The sequence below is a fragment of the Psychrobacter frigidicola genome (assembly GCF_007997305.1).
Classification (GTDB): Bacteria; Pseudomonadota; Gammaproteobacteria; order Pseudomonadales; family Moraxellaceae; genus Psychrobacter; species Psychrobacter frigidicola.
Genome location: NZ_VORZ01000001.1, coordinates 1,263,202 through 1,280,334, shown reverse-complemented (window position 1 = coordinate 1,280,334; position 17,133 = coordinate 1,263,202). Strand labels below are relative to the sequence as shown.

Annotated in this window: 15 protein-coding genes; 2 read left to right on the top strand and 13 right to left on the bottom strand. The window is 41.4% G+C overall.

Annotated elements, in window-relative coordinates:
• Positions 1–15: 15 nt before the first annotated feature.
• The gene (locus ES754_RS05175; protein ID WP_420825338.1) at positions 16–1,206 is read right to left on the bottom strand and encodes an ATP-grasp domain-containing protein; all 1,191 of its coding nucleotides are present in this window, start codon (positions 1,204–1,206) and stop codon (positions 16–18) included.
• A 228-nt stretch (positions 1,207–1,434) separates the two neighbouring features.
• Between ES754_RS05175 and ES754_RS05170 the strand changes: the two genes are divergently transcribed.
• Positions 1,435–2,670: a TerD family protein gene (locus ES754_RS05170; RefSeq protein WP_147222667.1), complete on the top strand. Its 1,236-nt coding sequence runs from the start codon at positions 1,435–1,437 to the stop codon at positions 2,668–2,670.
• 167 nt (positions 2,671–2,837) lie between these two features.
• On the opposite strand, the gene ES754_RS05165 is transcribed toward ES754_RS05170, so the two are convergent.
• The 11 genes from ES754_RS05165 to queC form a co-directional block, all read right to left on the bottom strand.
• Positions 2,838–3,446 carry a TerD family protein gene (locus ES754_RS05165; RefSeq protein WP_147222665.1) on the bottom strand — a complete coding sequence of 203 codons (609 nt, stop codon included), beginning with the start codon at positions 3,444–3,446 and terminating at the stop codon, positions 2,838–2,840.
• A gap of 132 nt (positions 3,447–3,578) precedes the next feature.
• Entirely contained in the window at positions 3,579–4,331 is a 753-nt protein-coding gene (locus tag ES754_RS05160) for a TIGR00266 family protein (protein ID WP_147222663.1), read from the bottom strand.
• 165 nt (positions 4,332–4,496) lie between these two features.
• Complete coding sequence (locus tag ES754_RS05155) at positions 4,497–5,072, bottom strand: TerD family protein (RefSeq protein ID WP_147222661.1); 576 nt, start codon at positions 5,070–5,072, stop codon at positions 4,497–4,499.
• Between the two features lie 417 nt (positions 5,073–5,489).
• Complete coding sequence (locus ES754_RS05150; RefSeq protein WP_147222659.1) at positions 5,490–6,551, bottom strand: DUF475 domain-containing protein; 1,062 nt, start codon at positions 6,549–6,551, stop codon at positions 5,490–5,492.
• Positions 6,552–6,756: 205 nt separating this feature from the next.
• Entirely contained in the window at positions 6,757–7,332 is a 576-nt protein-coding gene (locus ES754_RS05145) for a TerD family protein (protein ID WP_147222657.1), read from the bottom strand.
• Between the two features lie 196 nt (positions 7,333–7,528).
• Entirely contained in the window at positions 7,529–9,814 is a 2,286-nt protein-coding gene (rlmKL, locus tag ES754_RS05140; RefSeq protein WP_147222655.1) for a bifunctional 23S rRNA (guanine(2069)-N(7))-methyltransferase RlmK/23S rRNA (guanine(2445)-N(2))-methyltransferase RlmL, read from the bottom strand.
• 279 nt (positions 9,815–10,093) lie between these two features.
• Complete coding sequence (locus ES754_RS05135; RefSeq protein ID WP_147222653.1) at positions 10,094–11,293, bottom strand: mechanosensitive ion channel family protein; 1,200 nt, start codon at positions 11,291–11,293, stop codon at positions 10,094–10,096.
• Positions 11,294–11,353: 60 nt separating this feature from the next.
• Positions 11,354–12,856, bottom strand: a complete 1,503-nt coding sequence (locus tag ES754_RS05130; RefSeq protein WP_147222650.1) for a dihydrolipoyl dehydrogenase — start codon at positions 12,854–12,856, stop codon at positions 11,354–11,356.
• 61 nt (positions 12,857–12,917) lie between these two features.
• Positions 12,918–13,415 carry a peroxiredoxin gene (locus ES754_RS05125; RefSeq protein ID WP_201538819.1) on the bottom strand — a complete coding sequence of 166 codons (498 nt, stop codon included), beginning with the start codon at positions 13,413–13,415 and terminating at the stop codon, positions 12,918–12,920.
• A gap of 185 nt (positions 13,416–13,600) precedes the next feature.
• The gene (locus ES754_RS05120) at positions 13,601–13,930 is read right to left on the bottom strand and encodes a hypothetical protein (protein WP_147222647.1); all 330 of its coding nucleotides are present in this window, start codon (positions 13,928–13,930) and stop codon (positions 13,601–13,603) included.
• Positions 13,931–14,157: 227 nt separating this feature from the next.
• A complete protein-coding gene (gene queC, locus ES754_RS05115) occupies positions 14,158–14,907 on the bottom strand; it encodes a 7-cyano-7-deazaguanine synthase QueC (protein ID WP_147222645.1) in 750 nt (249 codons plus the stop codon).
• A gap of 310 nt (positions 14,908–15,217) precedes the next feature.
• Between queC and ttcA the strand changes: the two genes are divergently transcribed.
• Positions 15,218–16,387 carry a tRNA 2-thiocytidine(32) synthetase TtcA gene (gene ttcA / locus ES754_RS05110; protein ID WP_147222643.1) on the top strand — a complete coding sequence of 390 codons (1,170 nt, stop codon included), beginning with the start codon at positions 15,218–15,220 and terminating at the stop codon, positions 16,385–16,387.
• A 151-nt stretch (positions 16,388–16,538) separates the two neighbouring features.
• Here the strand turns inward: ttcA and ES754_RS05105 are convergent, their stop codons facing one another.
• Positions 16,539–17,126, bottom strand: coding sequence for a FixH family protein (locus ES754_RS05105; protein ID WP_147222641.1), 588 nt, complete (start codon positions 17,124–17,126; stop codon positions 16,539–16,541).
• Positions 17,127–17,133: the final 7 nt, after the last annotated feature.

The window sequence follows — 17,133 nt, the reverse complement described above, 5'->3', positions numbered from 1 at the left end:
ACAATTGGTGTTTTATTAGAGCTTCACACTCATCATAATTGACCGTACTTGGCATGGAGTAATTTGCTTAGCGACATTCTCTAAGTTGGGTTTGTCAGTTAAGCCCAGCCAATAAGCAAATCCTACTTGGGTCAAATCCAAACCACTATGCGCGGTATAGCTAATTCCCCCTGATGGGCGACTATTAATCTCTAGTACTCGATGCTGACCATCATCGTCAGCCTTAGTCTGTACGCTAACAATACCATCACAGCCGAACGCTTTAATTAGCGGTATAACTACCGCTATGACTGATTCATCGTAGCCTATATGTTGAATCTTGCCAGTTTTATGACGGGTAACCGCTGCCAATACTTCGCCATATTCGCATACCACATCGATAGAATATTCTTGCCCTGCTAGATATGGCATTAGTAACATCGGAATCGGCTGCTCTTTTGTCATCTGGCTATGGTTATAGGCGCTCATAAACTGCGCAGTGGTGATTTTTTTATCTTCGGTAAAGTATAAATGCTCAAAGCTATCGTATTGCTCATCATCAGCTTTGCCCGTATCCAAACGCCAAAACCCCTGCGCAAAGATACCCGTCACCGGCTTAACACACAATGGCTGGTGATCATGCTCAGCCAATAAAGCCTGCAGCTCGTCACTATTATCAAAACGCCACGCGTCTGCCACCGGAATATCATACGCCTGACAATGCTGCATAAAGGCAAACTTATCATCAATCATCTCTAATGCCGATACACTAGTTGCGCCTGTTAATAGGCGAATACCGGCAGCGCTAAACTGCTCACGCTGCGCCTCGTAGTCGATACCGTTACGACCAGTAAGTAATACCTTCACGTTATTTTTTTTAGCTTCTTCTAATACAAACTGCCAGCGCGGCATTGTCTCAGCTAGCAGTTCCTCTTTGCTGTCCTTAAGGTTAGAAGTAGGCTCAAAAAATACCTTATCTGCACATTCAAAAATCTCAGGCCGACTTTGGCGATGAGAGGCGATAACTATAAAGGGCAAGTCAGTTTTAGTTTTTAACGTCTGTAAACTGGCAAGCATATCACGCTGGCTTGACTGCCCTTCAGCCAACCAAACGGCTGTTGGTAAATTATTATTGTCGGTCTCGTTACTATAGTTATTCGTCTCGTTAGTACGGCAATCAATAGTGTTATCCATGGTTTTCTCAGCGCTTTGGTTAGTGTTTCTCATGTCACCGCCATTATATACATATGACGATAGCAAAACAGGGCTGTGCAATAGTTGAGCCTTTATTTACTATATTTAATAGCCAGTTTTGAAAATAGGCGCTCATTAATAACCCAGCATATTCATGCTACTATAAGCCAGAGGCAAAATAGCAATAATCAAATACTGATAAGCAAATAACAATAACCAAATAGTGATAAGAATTAATCACAACTATTCTAAGGATACATGATGAGCCAAACCTTAATTGCCGGTGCCAATGCGCCACTGCCCAATGACAATATTAGCGTGCGCATCCTCAGTCAAAACTCTATCGACTGTGCGGCGTACCGTTTGACCCCCGATGGTAAAGTACGCGGTGACGGCGATATGATTTTCTATGGTCAAAAAAGCAGCGATGATAACAGCGTTAGCTTTCGCGGACATGATAGCGATGGTTTTTTTGATATTAATTTACCCGCCCAACCAGCGAACATCGACAAAATAGCATTGGCTTTTTCCAGTGCTCAAACATTGGCACAAATTGGTGATGTTGATATTCAAGTATTACAAGGCAGCCAAGTGGTACTTACTTGTCAGCTCAATGCGACGGGTCGTTCTGAGAAAGCAATTATTTTGGCAGAATGTTATCGTCGGCAGGGCAGTTGGAAGTTTCGTTTTATTGCTCAAGGATTTAATGGTGGTCTTAAGCCATTGTCCGAGCATTTCGGGGTTGAGATTGCTGATGAAGCACCTGCTCAAGCTCAGCCTATTAATGCTCAAAAACCGCTTAACACGCAGAGAGTAAGCACGCCGCCACCAATTCCTAATACCAATAACGCCACTAAACCGTCAGTCAATTTAAGTAAAATTACCTTAACCAAAAATCAGTCCAGTATAAATTTAACCAAACGTGATGATTTTGGTAAAATATCTGTGAATCTTAACTGGAATCAACGTCCGAATATAGACAAGCAAGCCCCCAAAAAAGGCTTGTTGGGGGATTTATTTAAGCAACATGGTGCTAGCGGGATTGATCTGGATGTTGGGGCGATGATTCATCTCAAAAATGGTGAAAAAACTCTCATTCAGGCTTTGGGTAACCGCTTTGGTAGTTTGCAATCAGCGCCTTATGTTTGTCTGCGTGCTGATGATAGAACGGGTCAAACCTCTGGTGGCGAGTGGCTCGATATTAACGGTCAGCAGTGGGCACAGATTGAGGAAGTATTTATCTTTGCTTTCATCTACGAAGGCGCTCCCAACTGGGCACAAACAGATGGGGTAGTCACTATCCATGCCCCTGAGCAGCCACCGATTGAGACGCATCTGACAGAAGGCGCTGGCAATATGCCAATGTGTGCGATTGCGCGTTTGGTCAATCAGCAAGGCAGTATCAACGTTGAGCGTATCAATCAATATTTTAAAGGCCATCAAGAAATGGATAAAGCCTTTAATTGGGGCTTTAGCTGGAAAAAGGGTAGGAAATAGATTTCAGTTACGCATTAAAACTCAAATTGAAACTAAAAAAATCGGCCCCCTTATCTATTACTTTATTAATAATAGGTAGAGGGGCCGATTACTTTGGAGTGCTCGAACACTTCTAGTGATAACTAATAATTAAGTACTAAATATCAGTTATCAGATTCTTAACTCAACTACGCATGCGGAGTGATAGCTGGCATCAGGTCATGGAAAGTACGACCAGAGGCAGTTTCGCCAATCGCATGCATTTTCCATTCATCATTATGGCGATAAACTTTTGCCATAATCATTGCTGTATGCGTGCCTTGTGACGATAAGTTGTAGCGCGCTACTTCAGTATTGTTATTGGCATTAACGATACGACAAAATGCATTTTCTACAGTTTCAAACGTCTGACCGGTAAAGCTATTAACGGTAAAGACCAGTGAGACCACATTGGCAGGCACTTTTGATAGGTCAACATTGATGACTTCATCGTCACCATCACCATCGCCAGTACGGTTATCGCCCGTATGAAGAATACTACCATCTTTTGATTGCAATTGACTGAACCAAATGGCATCGACTGCCTTTTTATTACTATCAAACATAATGCACGAGGCATCTAAGTCAATAGAATCGCCGCCGCTACCGCCACCAAATAACTTACCTAAGAAGCCGCCTTTTTTCTCTTGTGGGGCTTGAGCCACGTCCCAGCCTAAACCTAATTTAACTTGGGTTAGTGTCCCACCCGCTTCTTTATTTAAGGATATTTTTTGTCCTTTTTGTAGACTGATAGCCATATAATAATCCTTGTAATCGTTATTAAAAAAGTTGAGAGTAAATTTCAATAAATAAAATTATTCTTAACAAAAACAGCTAAATAAGAATAGAGGGTTATAAATTTTGCTTTTGAGAGACTTTAAAAATGCACTCTATAAGATATTACCCATAAAGCCATTGCTACCGCCGCGTCCGCCAGAGCTGGTGCCTAAGATGCTTTGCAGCCAGCCTTGATAGCTGTCACGGTTACGCGAACAGATGATAACTTTGCCATTACCAGAGAAGTTCAAGACCATACCTTCGCCACTAGTGACGGAGTTGATAATGTTGCCCATAAAGCCTTTTTTCTTACTGGTAGCGACGGACAGTTTATAATCCAAATTTGAGTCCCAGCAGACCACATGACCGTTATCAATAATGACATCTTTACCTGGCGTCACGTCAATCTCAAACAGGGAGCCAAAGCCTGATACGACTACTTGGCCGTGACCATGGGTTTGCATCACCATAAAGCCGCCGGTATCACCGAAGATAGCACCGCCTAAATTACGCTGAATTTTGGCTTTAATATCGACGCCAGTTTGTGCCGCGACAAATGCCCCATCACTCAAGGTATATTGCTGCGCACCGACATTGATTATTTGCATATCGCCATCGAGGGTGGGCGCAAGAAGGCAATCACCTTCGCCATTAACGGCTTCAATTTGTTGCTGGAATAAGGATTCATCATTAGCAAAGCGCCGCATTAATGACTGCACAAGACCTCCTTGCAACTTACCTTTAAGCTCAAGGTTAGATTCCATCATCACCATCGCATTGGCTTCACAATAGATCGAATCGCCTTTTTTGAGGTTGCAATGTAAGAACGGTTCAATCGTACCGATTAAGCTAAATGTTGCGGCCATAGAGTGCAAATCCTTATATCAATGCTTTAAGGTATTTTTAACAGTATTTTTTATATATCTATATGAAAATAGGTTTTCGCTAGCCAATTACTTTTAAAGCCATCAAATGTGATATTAGGGCACACTTGATGGCTTTGTTTGCATTTACTGATTTAGCTTTTAAACTTAAACATTAACGCCATAAGATGAGGCTAATGGGCCTAGACCGCCACTAAAGCCTTGACCAACCGCGCGGAATTTCCAATCGCTGTTATGACGATATAGCTCGCCAAAAATCATTGCAGTTTCAGTGCTGCCGTCTTCTGATAGGTCATAACGGGCAATTTCAGCTGCGCCAGTATCATTAACAACACGAATATAAGCATCACCAACTTGACCGAAGTTTTGGTTACGGGCTTGGCCTTCATAAATAATGGCACATAGAGCAACTTTACTAACATCAGCTGGAATGTTAGCTAGATTTACTTTGATGGCTTCATCATCACCGTCGCCTTCGCCTGTACGGTTATCGCCAGTATGCTCAACTGCACCGTTATCTGACTTTAAGTTATTAAAAAAGATAAAGTCTTGATCGTTACGGACTTTACCAGATTCATCAACCAAAAAGCCAATAGCATCTAAGTCAAAATCTTGACCGTCAGTCGCACGTGGATCCCAGCCAAGACCAACAGTAATGTTAGTTAGACCAGGGGCTTCTTTTGATAAGTTGACGTTGCCGCCTTTTGTTAAGCTAATAGCCATGTAAGTGTCCTTTGGTTTATTCATTAAGTGATTTTATTTTTTGATAGAATAGAAGTTACGCTAAAAAATAATATGGCTTAACGCTATGTTAAACAGAGCGGTATTAAAAAATACTATACTAATGCTAAGCCACGTCCTGTATATCATTACGTTTTACTATACTAAGCAGTTACTGACTAAGCAAGGCGAATTTTGTGCGCTTACCAACTAACATAATAACCTTGTGTAGCTGATAGTTTTTTAACAGTTTATGCACTAATAAACAAGGTAAAGCTATACAATTCATTTTAGGCTAAAGACTATGTGAGTGAGTCTTTAGAAATGAAAACAGGTTATACCAAGATGTTTGGTATAACCTGAGAGTATTAACAATGTACTTTAGGTACTGCTATGCAACGCTAAGTTTTTAACTTATTGCTAAGTGAGTTTGGCTTCGTTTTTGCGATGCTTTATTGACGCTAACAATGCCCAACCAATAAAGGCGATACCGACCAGACCAGTAACCAGCTCTGGGACTTGGAATTTCATTGATAACAGCATGATAATTGCTAATGCACCAATCGCATAGTGAGCGCCGTGCTCGAGATAAATGAACTCATCAAGCGTGCCTTTGTCCACTAAGAAGATAGTCATAGAACGTACAAACATCGCACCAATGGCTAGACCTAGCATAATGACAATGACGTCATTCGTAATAGCAAACGCGCCAATCACACCATCAAAACTGAACGAGGCATCGAGAACTTCAAGATATAAGAAACCGATAATACCGCCTTTCATAATGGCACTACCTGCTGAGGCACCAGAGCTATTGCCTTCTTCTTCATCCTCTTCCATGTTGCCTTCAAGCATACCTGATACGACCTGTACGCCTAAGTAAATCAAAATACCCCAGACGCCAGCGATTAACACTGCAGAGTCTTGTGCGTCATTGACCCAAGTTAATGACACCATCAAGACTGCGAGTGCTACAAACACACTCATAGCATTCACTTGTCCAAATTTTGCTAAGCGGCTCTCCAACCAGTCAAACCAATGCACTTCTTTATCATCAAATAAGAAGTTTAAGAACACGAGTAATAAGAACATACCACCAAAGGCTGAAATCTCAGCATGATGCGCCAAGAGTCTTGCTGAGTATTCTTTGGGATCGTTTAAGGCTAAGTTGATTACTTCCATCATACCAAGGTCTGCGGTAACCGCGACGATGACAATGGGGAATACCAAGCGCATACCAAATACCGCAACCAAAATACCAACGGTTAAGAAAATCTTTTTCCAAAATTCGTCCCAGTGTTTGAGCACTGAGGCGTTGACCACCGCGTTATCAAACGATAACGAAATCTCCATCACGGCCAAAATAGCGGTAATAGACAGCGTGGATATCATCCCGCCCATACCACTATGTGAATAACCCCACCACGCGGCTACCATTAAAGCGATAGCTGTGAAGATGAAGTCTAAATAAAAATGTCTCATGACATATCCTGTCTGGTTGCGTAAAGCTAAAGTCGATCTACTAGAGATATAGACCATAAAAAAGCGGCTATTGCTAGCCACTTTTTTATGCATAATTTTAAATGAAACATAAAGCATTATTAATCGTTTTGCTATAGCGAATTGTGACTATTTTGCAACCAGATGAGCTTTACTTTTTAGACCTAATAAAAACATAAGGCGCAACTTAGATATTCACACCATATTGCTGACACATTGCTTGCAGGCCGCCTGAATAACCTTGACCGACTGCGCGGAATTTCCACTCGCCGTTATGACGATAGACTTCGCCAAATACCATCGCTGTTTCTACAGAATAGTCTTCTGCTAAGTCAAAACGTACCACTTCTACACCAGTTTCTTCATTAACGACGCGGATAAAAGCGTTGGCAACTTGACCAAAGTTTTGGCTACGGGCAGTGGCATCATGAATAGTGACCGTGATAACAATTTTATCGACATCAGCAGGAACTTGAGTGAGGTTTACTTTAACCGCTTCATCATCACCGTCGCCCTCGCCAGTACGGTTATCACCAGTATGTTCAACCGCGCCGTTATCTGATTTAAGCTGGTTATAAAAGATAAAGTCGTGGTCGCCGCGTACTTTACCGGCAGTGCTGAGTAAAAATATACTGGCATCAAGATCAAATTCAGCACCTGAGGTGGCACGCTCATCCCAGCCTAAACCAATAACGAGTTTGGTTAAGTTCGGGTCTGTTTTAGTTAGCGATAAGTTACCGCCTTTATTAAGTGATAAAGCCATGGGATTGTCCTTGTTATTAGAATGAAATAAACCGTGATATGAAAACGATTACTCAGTAACACTCTATCATAACAACAAAAAATGACCCAATCAAAGCCGATTGAGTCATTATTGTTTTAAATCAGTGTTTGACGTATTTAATACAAAATAAGCGCTTTTAAACTAGACGAAATTCAATCTTTAACGTTCAGTAAATTTAACGATGACGAATCTCAAAACTTTGATGAATCGGTTTTTTAACATCAAAATCAAAGCCAATGGTCTGTGGTGTAATATCGATAACGTCATAGCGCTCGGTTAGCTGTTCATCTAGCTCAAAACGGGTAAAGTTATTTGAAAAATACAGTACACCATCAGCGGTTAAGCGATTCATCGCACGATTGATGAGCGCGGTATGATCACGCTGGACATCAAAGGTTCCTTGGAACTTTTTCGAGTTTGAAAAAGTCGGCGGATCAATAAAGATAATATCGAATTGCTCAGTATTGTCTTTAATCCACTCAAAAATATCAGCAGCGACAAAGTGATACTTATTACCACTAACATTTAGACCATTGAGCGCAAAGTTTTGCTTACCCCAATCCAAATAATTCTGTGATAAATCAACACTGGTGACTTTCTTAGCACCAGCCAATGCCGCATGCACACTAGCCGTACAGGTATAAGCAAATAAATTAAGTACCGCTTTGCCTTTACTATTGGCTTTGATACGCGCACGCATATTACGATGGTCAATGAACAGACCCGTATCAAGATAATCGGTAAAGTTAACGTAAAAATAAGCGCCGTCTTCACGGGCGATATAAAACTTACCACGCTTTTCAGTATTGCCTTGTTTGCTATATTGGTCATTACCAGACTGACGGGCGCGGGTTTTGATAAAGATCTGTTCACGGTTAATACCAAAGACTTCACGGATACCCATAAGCGCCAGATTAAAGCGCTTTTTAGCAGTTTCAGGTGGAATGGTTTTCGGTGGCGCATATTCTTGTACGTGCACATAATCGCCATATAAGTCGATAGCAACCTTAAAGTCAGGTAAGTCAGCATTATAAACACGCAAATTGCTGACATTTTCTTTACTGGCTTGTTTTTTAAGGCGACCAAGATTTTTTTGCAAGCGATTGATAAAATCTTGCCCTTCTCCAGAAACAATTTCACGCTTTTCAAACTGACTCATTAAATAACCCACTTTCCCAGCAATGAGGGTGCCGTAACGGAAATAAACCGTGATAGCACCATTATGGCAACGCAAGGTTTTTGGCTCTTTAATCGGTAAAATGTCCACTTGTTCAACGTGCGACGCTAATATACCAAGCATTGGCGTGATACCACTACCGGCAAAGCTATCTTGTAGAATAAGCCCGATCGCTTGATACAGCGGCTTAATCATCTCTTCATCACCCAAACGCTCACCATATGGCGGATTAGTGATAATCAGCGGGTTGCTCAATCTGCCGTCATTAACCATCGGACGTAAACGGTTATTCAGTTGGTCAAGGGCACGGGTTTCAAGATTAATCAGGGGTAATAAGTCATGTAAACCAGCAGCGATTAAATTCTTTTCTGTCGCTAAAATAGCACCACTATCCGCATCAAACCCTAAAATAAGGGGTAGGGTATCGGGTTGCTCACAAGCAATGGCTAACGCCTCACGGAAACGTGTCTGCGCATCATTAATCATCGAGAGCCACAGGGTTTCATCATGATGCTGCCATTGATAAAAGCCAAATTGATTGGCCGCTTTGTCAATACCGACCGCATAATCACAATGCATGAGCAAGGCTTCGATGAGAAACGTCCCTGAACCACACATTGGGTCGATTAAAGCATTGTAGTAAGGCGCATCACCTTCCGCATTTTTCTTATGCCAGCCGGCACTATACAGAAGGGCAGCCGCTAGATTTTCTTTTAAAGGCGCATCGGTCATTGCCACACGATAACCACGGCGATGTAAGCTGGTACCTGATAAATCTAGGTATAACTCTGCTTGCTTATCATTAACCGTTGCAAAAATCGCAAAATCTGGATTTTTACTGTCCACGTTCGGGCGGCTGTCATAGGCCTCATTAAAGGTATCGGCAATCGCGTCTTTAATACGTAGCATGGCGAACTGTTGACTGACCGCCACGCGCTTATCAACAGACAAACGAATGGCAAAAGTTTGTTCTAAATTAAACTGCTCTGTCCAGTTAACCGACTTTGCCAAGCCATAAAGCTGCTCGGCAATATCGTATTCGGCATTGATGTTTTTGCGTTTGATGAGCATCAATACGCGCGATGCCACTCGCGACCATAGACAAATAGTATATAAGTCACGTAGCGAGCCTGTAGCGGTTAGCCGTCCCGTACTTTTAATTTCACTCTCAATACCGAAACTGGTCAGCTCAGTCTGTAACGGTACTTCCAGCCCATCGGCACAGGTGATAATAAGGTCGAGCGTTAATGCTAATGAAGATGGGGGCGCGGTTTGTTCGGTCATACGGATACCTGTGGGCTGGGGCTAAATGGGCTGAGCAAATAATAAAATAGGAAGTTCAACCGGTGATTTTACCATAGTTCAAAGCATAAGGTTTATCGCACTGGGGTTTATAATGTGGTGCTCAGTGGAAATTATACAAAAATAACAGCTAGCGAAAGTGAGAATCATTGCCCTTAATATCCATTATAGTTAAGAATCTGACAACCAGGATTTATTGAAGATAAGTGAGAGACTCTTAGGATTTATAAACGACAGAGTTAAAGTCTTTTAATTAATCAGCTATTCAGGACTTTTAACCAAGGATGGTTTTAATGAACTGTCTTCCGTCACTATTTGCGTGGTAGTTGCAAATGGCTTAGTGGGAATAGGGTAGTCCACATCTTTTGGCATCAGTAGGCGCATATGTGGGTAGGGAGTAGAGATATTAGCGGCATCAAAGGCACGCTTAATATCTTCTTGTAAGCCTTCTTTAATTTTAGGCATACGAGCAACGGATGCCGGCTTGACCCAAAAGCGAACAATAAAAAAAACCCCATATTCACCAATCTCTGCCACTGTTGCTGAGGTTTCAGGACGTTTTAATACTACGTCAGTATCGATGAGTACCTGTAAAATCTCCTTCCGTGCTGTATCAATATCATCTTCAAAGGCAATACGTACTCGTACATCAAAGCGAATAAAGTTTTTTGAGGTTATGTTGGTCACCTCAGCAGATGCAACTGTAGAATTAGGAATAATCACCGTAATATTATCACGAGTCAAAACATGAGTCGTCCGTAGCGATATGAGCACCACACGCCCTTCATTATCATTAATATTAATCCAGTCGCCAACTTGAAAGGACTGCTCGATTAAAATAGTAATACCCGCGATAAAGTTAGCGAGCGTTGACTGGGCTGCAAAACCTACAGCCAAACCGACAATCCCCAAACCTGCCACTAAAGAGACAATATCAAAGCCAAACTGCGCCATGACGCTGGCAAGCCCAAAGACTAAAATAAGGACCGAAAACATGTTTTGTAGCAGTTGCTCAATTGAGGCATTGAGACCGTAATGTACCAGCACTTTATGGATAATATGTCCTGATGACGTCCATAGCACATAGTATATACCCGCCCAAATACAGGCTTTGGCAGTGGCTTTTACCGTACTCGGTTCAAAGTAAATTTGACTCATAATGGCAAGGAGGCTCGCCACCACCCACATATAACGCAGCGCGGAACGCGCAATTTTGGTGCGTCGGTCGTTGAGGCGTATACGGGCTCTATTATGTTTGAGCAGGTAAATAGCAAGCCAGTAGAAAAACCCCAATACCACAAGCAGTATTAGGATTTTAATGCCAGTGCTGACCAGTTCTACCGCGTGAGAAGACCAATCGCGTGAATCCTCTTCTAAGGAGCCACCTATGGCAAGATATAAGCTGGAATACAAATCACGCGCAATTTCTTGAAAAAAATCAGTAATACCAGCGATTGCCATTGTCTCATCCGTGGGGGTTTTAGTATTTATTATACTTTAAAAGTCTAACTGAGCCGTCGCTTAAAAATCATCTTCCTGTGTCAGTTGAGCTTGATACGGGATAGACATTTTATCTTGTACATCACGTAGCGCAGTACGTAGCCCCTCAACGATAGTGGGATGATAAAAAGGGGTATCAAGCAACTCTTTAATGCACAAATCATTAGTAATGGCGACTGCCAATATATGAGCAATATATTCGGCGTCTGGGCCAACCATACTGGCGCCTAATATTTTATCCGTTTCTTTGCAGCTATAGATATGTAGTAGACCACAGTTGACACCCATTACCCGGCTACGTCCTTGAGTATCAAAGCTGACCTTACCGATGACATAGTTTAGTCCTGAATCTTTAACTTCTGGTAGCGTCATACCGATATTAGCAATTTGAGGTTCACAGAATACAATAGATAAAGGAATGGAAGGCGGACGCAAGTTAGCATCGGTATTATTAGGACAAACCGAGCTGCCGGCACTAAAACCTTCATCACTAGCGACATGCAGTAATGGGATATGAGCATTGGCATCACCAATAATATATACTTCAAGATCGCCAATTTGTCCGGTGTTAATATCTAGGTTTTTTGGACGATTTTTATCATCTAGCTCAACGTCTAGATTCTCAATGCCCAACTGCTCGATATTATTACGTCGGCCTGTCGCAACCAATACATATTCGCCTTGCCATTCTTGTACTTGACCCTCACGGTCTTTATATTTAATAAATGCCACTGATTTTTTGTTTTCTATTGTCTTGTCATCTGAACAAGTACCAACATCTTCGACTTTGCTCTTTAGCTTCATAGTTAGTCCACGAGCCAAGCAGTCAATAGCCTTTTTATTGATATCGTCATCTTGTAGACTGGCAACACGATTTTCACGGTTGAATAAAGTGACATTCACACCCAAGCGCGCCATAGATTGCGCCATCTCTAAGCCAACTGAACCGGCACCGATGACGGCCATCGACGTCGGTAAATCTGATAATTCAAAAATATTATCGCTAGTTAGTAAGGTGTCGCCAAGCTTATCGGTCCAACCCTCTGGAATAAAAGGTGAGCTGCCGGTCGCAACAATAATTTTATCCGCTTTGATGAGCTCATTATTAACTTCAATGAGGCCGTCTTTGTTGATATGAGCGCGTCCTGATATTTTTTTATGCTCGGGCCAGCTATCCACTTGTTTTTTTACACTATTCGCAAAAAAATCACGTTCCGCTTGTACCCGCGCCATTACTTGCTTGCCGTCTATTTGGACATCAGCATGAATACCAAACTGATCAGAATGCTGGGCATCATGAGCACGACTAGCCGCTGCAATCAATAGTTTACTTGGCATACAGCCGATAGTGGCACAAGTCGTTGTCCAAAATCCGTCGTTAATAATAACGATATTTTTAGTGGTTCTCCTAGCAGCGCGAAAAGCATTTTGGCCAGCAGTGCCTGCTCCAATCACAGCAACTTCTACGTGACGAGTTATGTTATTAGTAGCATTCTCAGTAATGTTATCAGAGGAGTGATTCATATTATTCTCAAGTATTAAGTGCGTTATTGTTATTAGTATTTAATTCGTTAGCAAACAATTATTATGGCGCTAAGGTATCAAGTAAACGATCAGTATAACCTGCGGCACGTAAATTACGCTGGGCATGAGTTAAAGTGCCTTCTTTATCGAATACGAATACTGAGCGCACTAAACCTAGTGAAATTTTGCCATACATGTTTTTTTCTTTAATGACATCGAAGTACTGACATAATTTTTCATCACTATCACTGATAAGTGGAATCTGTAGGTCATATTTATCAATGAACTTTTCATGAGAGTCAACGCTATCGCGAGAGACACCAATGATATCGTAGCCTAAAGTATCAAAAGCATTAATATTATTAGTAAACTCAGTCGCTTGTGTCGTACAACCTGGGGTATCGTCTTTTGGATAAAAGTAGAGGATAAGACCTTTATCTGTATGTTCAATCAGCTCGGTTAGACTAATATCATCATGAATAAAGTGACCATCCAGCTCACGTACTATCGTTACTGGAAAGTCCGGTAGCACTATCACTTCGGCAGTGGGCTTAGCCATTATAAATTCCTTTTTAGTTTTGAGGCTTTATAGTGAGTCTTAATTAAGGGCTATGTTTAGGTAAGTAGATAAATTGTAGGCAGGTATCAGTCTGACATTTTGGCGGTTTATTGGCAACTGTTAGCCAAAAAAAGACTGACAATTGCCAGTCTTTTAGGTTATACGATACTTATTTAACGAGTTGTTTAAGCTGGTTTTTGTGGCTGTTTTAAATCTAAGCCTGTTGTGCATTGTTGTAAGTCTTTCTGCAATTTCTTTACGTAAGGCAAAGTGGATGGGTCTTTTTTGCTTTGCGCGTAACTCTCGATTTCCCACATTTGACCAATAGTCATTTTGCTACGGACATCGATGGTACATTTACAAAGTTTGGTGGCAGTGCTTTTGTCAGCGACTTTAAACTTCACGGCGCCATTAACACAGTTATTAATATTGTCTTGTTTGATATCCAATGCATTGGCTTGTGGCATGGCAATAAAACCAATAAATGCTAGGGGTAGGAGTTGCAATAGCTTCATAAATATCCTCTCAAGGGGTGTTAAAAAATCCATTAAAATCATAATAAAAACTAGGGACTAAAAATATAACAAGTGATTATAAATATAAACTTGCTTACCATAACAACTATTTTTGGCAAAAAATACTATGCACATGCTGTATTGATGCAATTATATGTTACGCATGTGTTTATAATCGCTGCCTTATTTACACTTTATACCCTATTTTATACTAATTTAAGATCAACTTATGGCTGTGATTGATAGTGAGTAGGGTCAGCGATGCCTACTTGAGCAAATCCTTGACGTCGTAGCGCACAGCTGTCACATACGCCGCACGCAAGGCCATGGCTGTCAGCTTGATAGCAGGAGATAGTCTGACCGTAATCCACGCCCAACGATAGACCAAGCTCGATGGTTTGTGCTTTAGACAATTGTTGCAATGGCGTTTGGATACTGAGATGATGACCGGTAACGCCTGCTTTTGTCGCTAGATTCGCCATATGTTCGAAAGCTGCAATATATTCTGGGCGACAATCAGGATAACCAGAATAATCAACCGAGCTCACCCCGATGACGATATGATTGGCATCAGTCACTTCAGCGACTGCCAAGGCATAAGATAAAAATATCGTATTACGCGCTGGTACGTAGGTGTTCGGAATGGCATCGTTATCAATTACATCATGTTTTTTATTAGGAAATTTATCAGCATCACCATCAGGGACAATCATACTATGGTCAGTGAGTGATGAGCCGCCCAGCTGGGCAATATCGATATCAATAATACGATGATTGACACCGGCCAATTCAGCAATCGTCTTAGCCGCTACAAGTTCACTATTGTGGCGCTGTCCGTAGTCAAAACTCAGCGCAGTAACGGTAGCATAACGTGCTTTTGCCCAATAAAGACAAGTTACAGAGTCGAGGCCACCTGAGAGTAGCACGACGGCATTTTGGGTTTTTTCGGTCGGGTTATTAAGCTTAATGTTTGTCATAGTTAGGTCTTTAATTATTATGAATAAATGGTAATGCGCTATTTTAGCAAAATTAGTCCTATTACAGAACCATGGCTTTGGATATCGTCAATACAATTTAATAAAATAGTATTTAGCGCTATCTTTTTTGGCGTTACCTTTGATGCTTAAAGTTAGTAGCCTCTTTTCAAACTATTAGCAGTTTTTGTTATAATTGCTATCATTTTTAAGATTATTGCTAATACGGTTGTATTTCATAACTACGCAGCGCTAAGCTTTTTGCTGCGAAATCTTATTGCAAAACTATTAATTTATAAACATCGAGTAATTTATGACTGCTGCTACCTTATTTACGCCAACGCTCACATCTCAAGCTAACACTGATGCTGTGAGCACCAATTATAATGGCTGGGAACAGGATAGCATCGATAATAGTGCTGAAGAAAATACTGCGCACGATAGCGATACTGTTCATAGTGATGAGCTCTTCGTTACTCAGCCAGTAGCCACAGATTCCGCCCACTTTCGTAAATTACAAAAAAAGCTGCGTAGACAAGTATCATGGGCGATTCGTGATTTTAATATGATCGAAGAGGGCGATGTAGTGATGGTCTGTGTTTCAGGTGGCAAAGACAGCTATACCTTACTTGATATTTTGCTGTTATTAAAACGCATTGCCCCGATTCATTTTGACGTGGTCGCTGTTAACTTGGATCAAAAGCAGCCTGACTATCCAGAAGATGTACTACCTAATTACCTAAATGCACAAGGCATTGCGCACTATATATTAGAAAAAGACACTTATAGTATTGTTAAAAGCGTGGTGCCAGAAGGTAAGACCTATTGTTCTGCCTGTTCGCGTTTGCGCCGTGGCTCGTTATATGGGTTTGCTAAACAAATTGGTGCTACTAAAGTTGCGCTTGGTCATCATCGTGATGACATGTTAGCAACGTTCTTTCTTAATCTATTCCATGGCGGCTCACTAAAATCTATGCCACCGAAGCTACTGAGTGATGACAAACAAAACATGCTTATTCGCCCATTGGCCTATGTTGAAGAAAAAGATATTATCGAGTATGCGCGTTTAAAAGACTTTCCGATTATTCCATGCAATCTGTGTGGTAGCCAAACCAATCTGCAGCGTGCCATTATTAATGATATGTTGCGCGAGTGGGATGATGCCCATCCGCAGCGTTTGGCGTCTATTTTCAAAGCCATGCAAAATGTTGCTCCTTCGCAATTAGCTGATAGAGAGCTATTCGACTTTGAACGTCTGAGCCTTGAGCGTAATGATAACGCGCGTTTATTTGAAGGTAATAATATCCAAGCAGGGCAAGTGGATAGCCTAGCTGAGATTGGGTTGCCGGTTGCACCAAAAACCCAAACCTTTAATCCAAATAACCCAAAGTCTGCCGATAAAACTTCCTCAAAAAATACCCAACCAGTTGATAGTAACATCTGTCAGAAACAAAAGATTCCGACAGTCAATCCAGCTATATAAACATATAAAGCCAACTGGCTAGCACAAAACTGAGATAAAAAAACCCAGCTAATGAATAGCCGGGTTTTTCTATCTTTCAATTCTGATGAGTAAATCAAGTTCTTGCAGTACGTTGGCCTTAATATTTCAATTTAGTTTTTTAAATAAGTGGCTAACTTTTAGCAAATACGGGTAGCGGATTAAAGCTTACCTCTGGACGCGGTAATTTCGCCACGTCTTGCATGCGCCAATCATCTTTACCGTCATGGCTAACTTGTAAATAATATTTACCTTTGACATTATCTAAATCAACTTGTGCACTATATTTATTGCCACTTTGGTGCTGCAGTGTCACGTCACGATCTTTTTTGATATCGGTCGCGTGTGAGATAGATAAGTCTAGCGTATCAGGGTAGGTCAGAGCTTCGCCATTAAGCAGCTTACCGGTTTGTAAGCTTTGCTCAGGATAGTTCAGATAAAAAGTAATATCTCCCTTATCTGAAAACTGCATTTTACCATGTAAGTCTAAATCATAGGTCAGCTTATCGCGTCCCACATCGTGATATAGCGTCTTACCATCCATATACCAGTCATCACGCACCACGCTATCACGGATTTGGTAAGAGTAATATACAAACCAAATGCAAGCAATCACTACAAAAGCTGGCATACCAATAACAAAAACGACTACCATGTAGTTTTTATACCATGGTTGACTGTCTTGTTGTTTAAAGTCTGGGGATTGAGTTGGGGTCGACATAAAATAC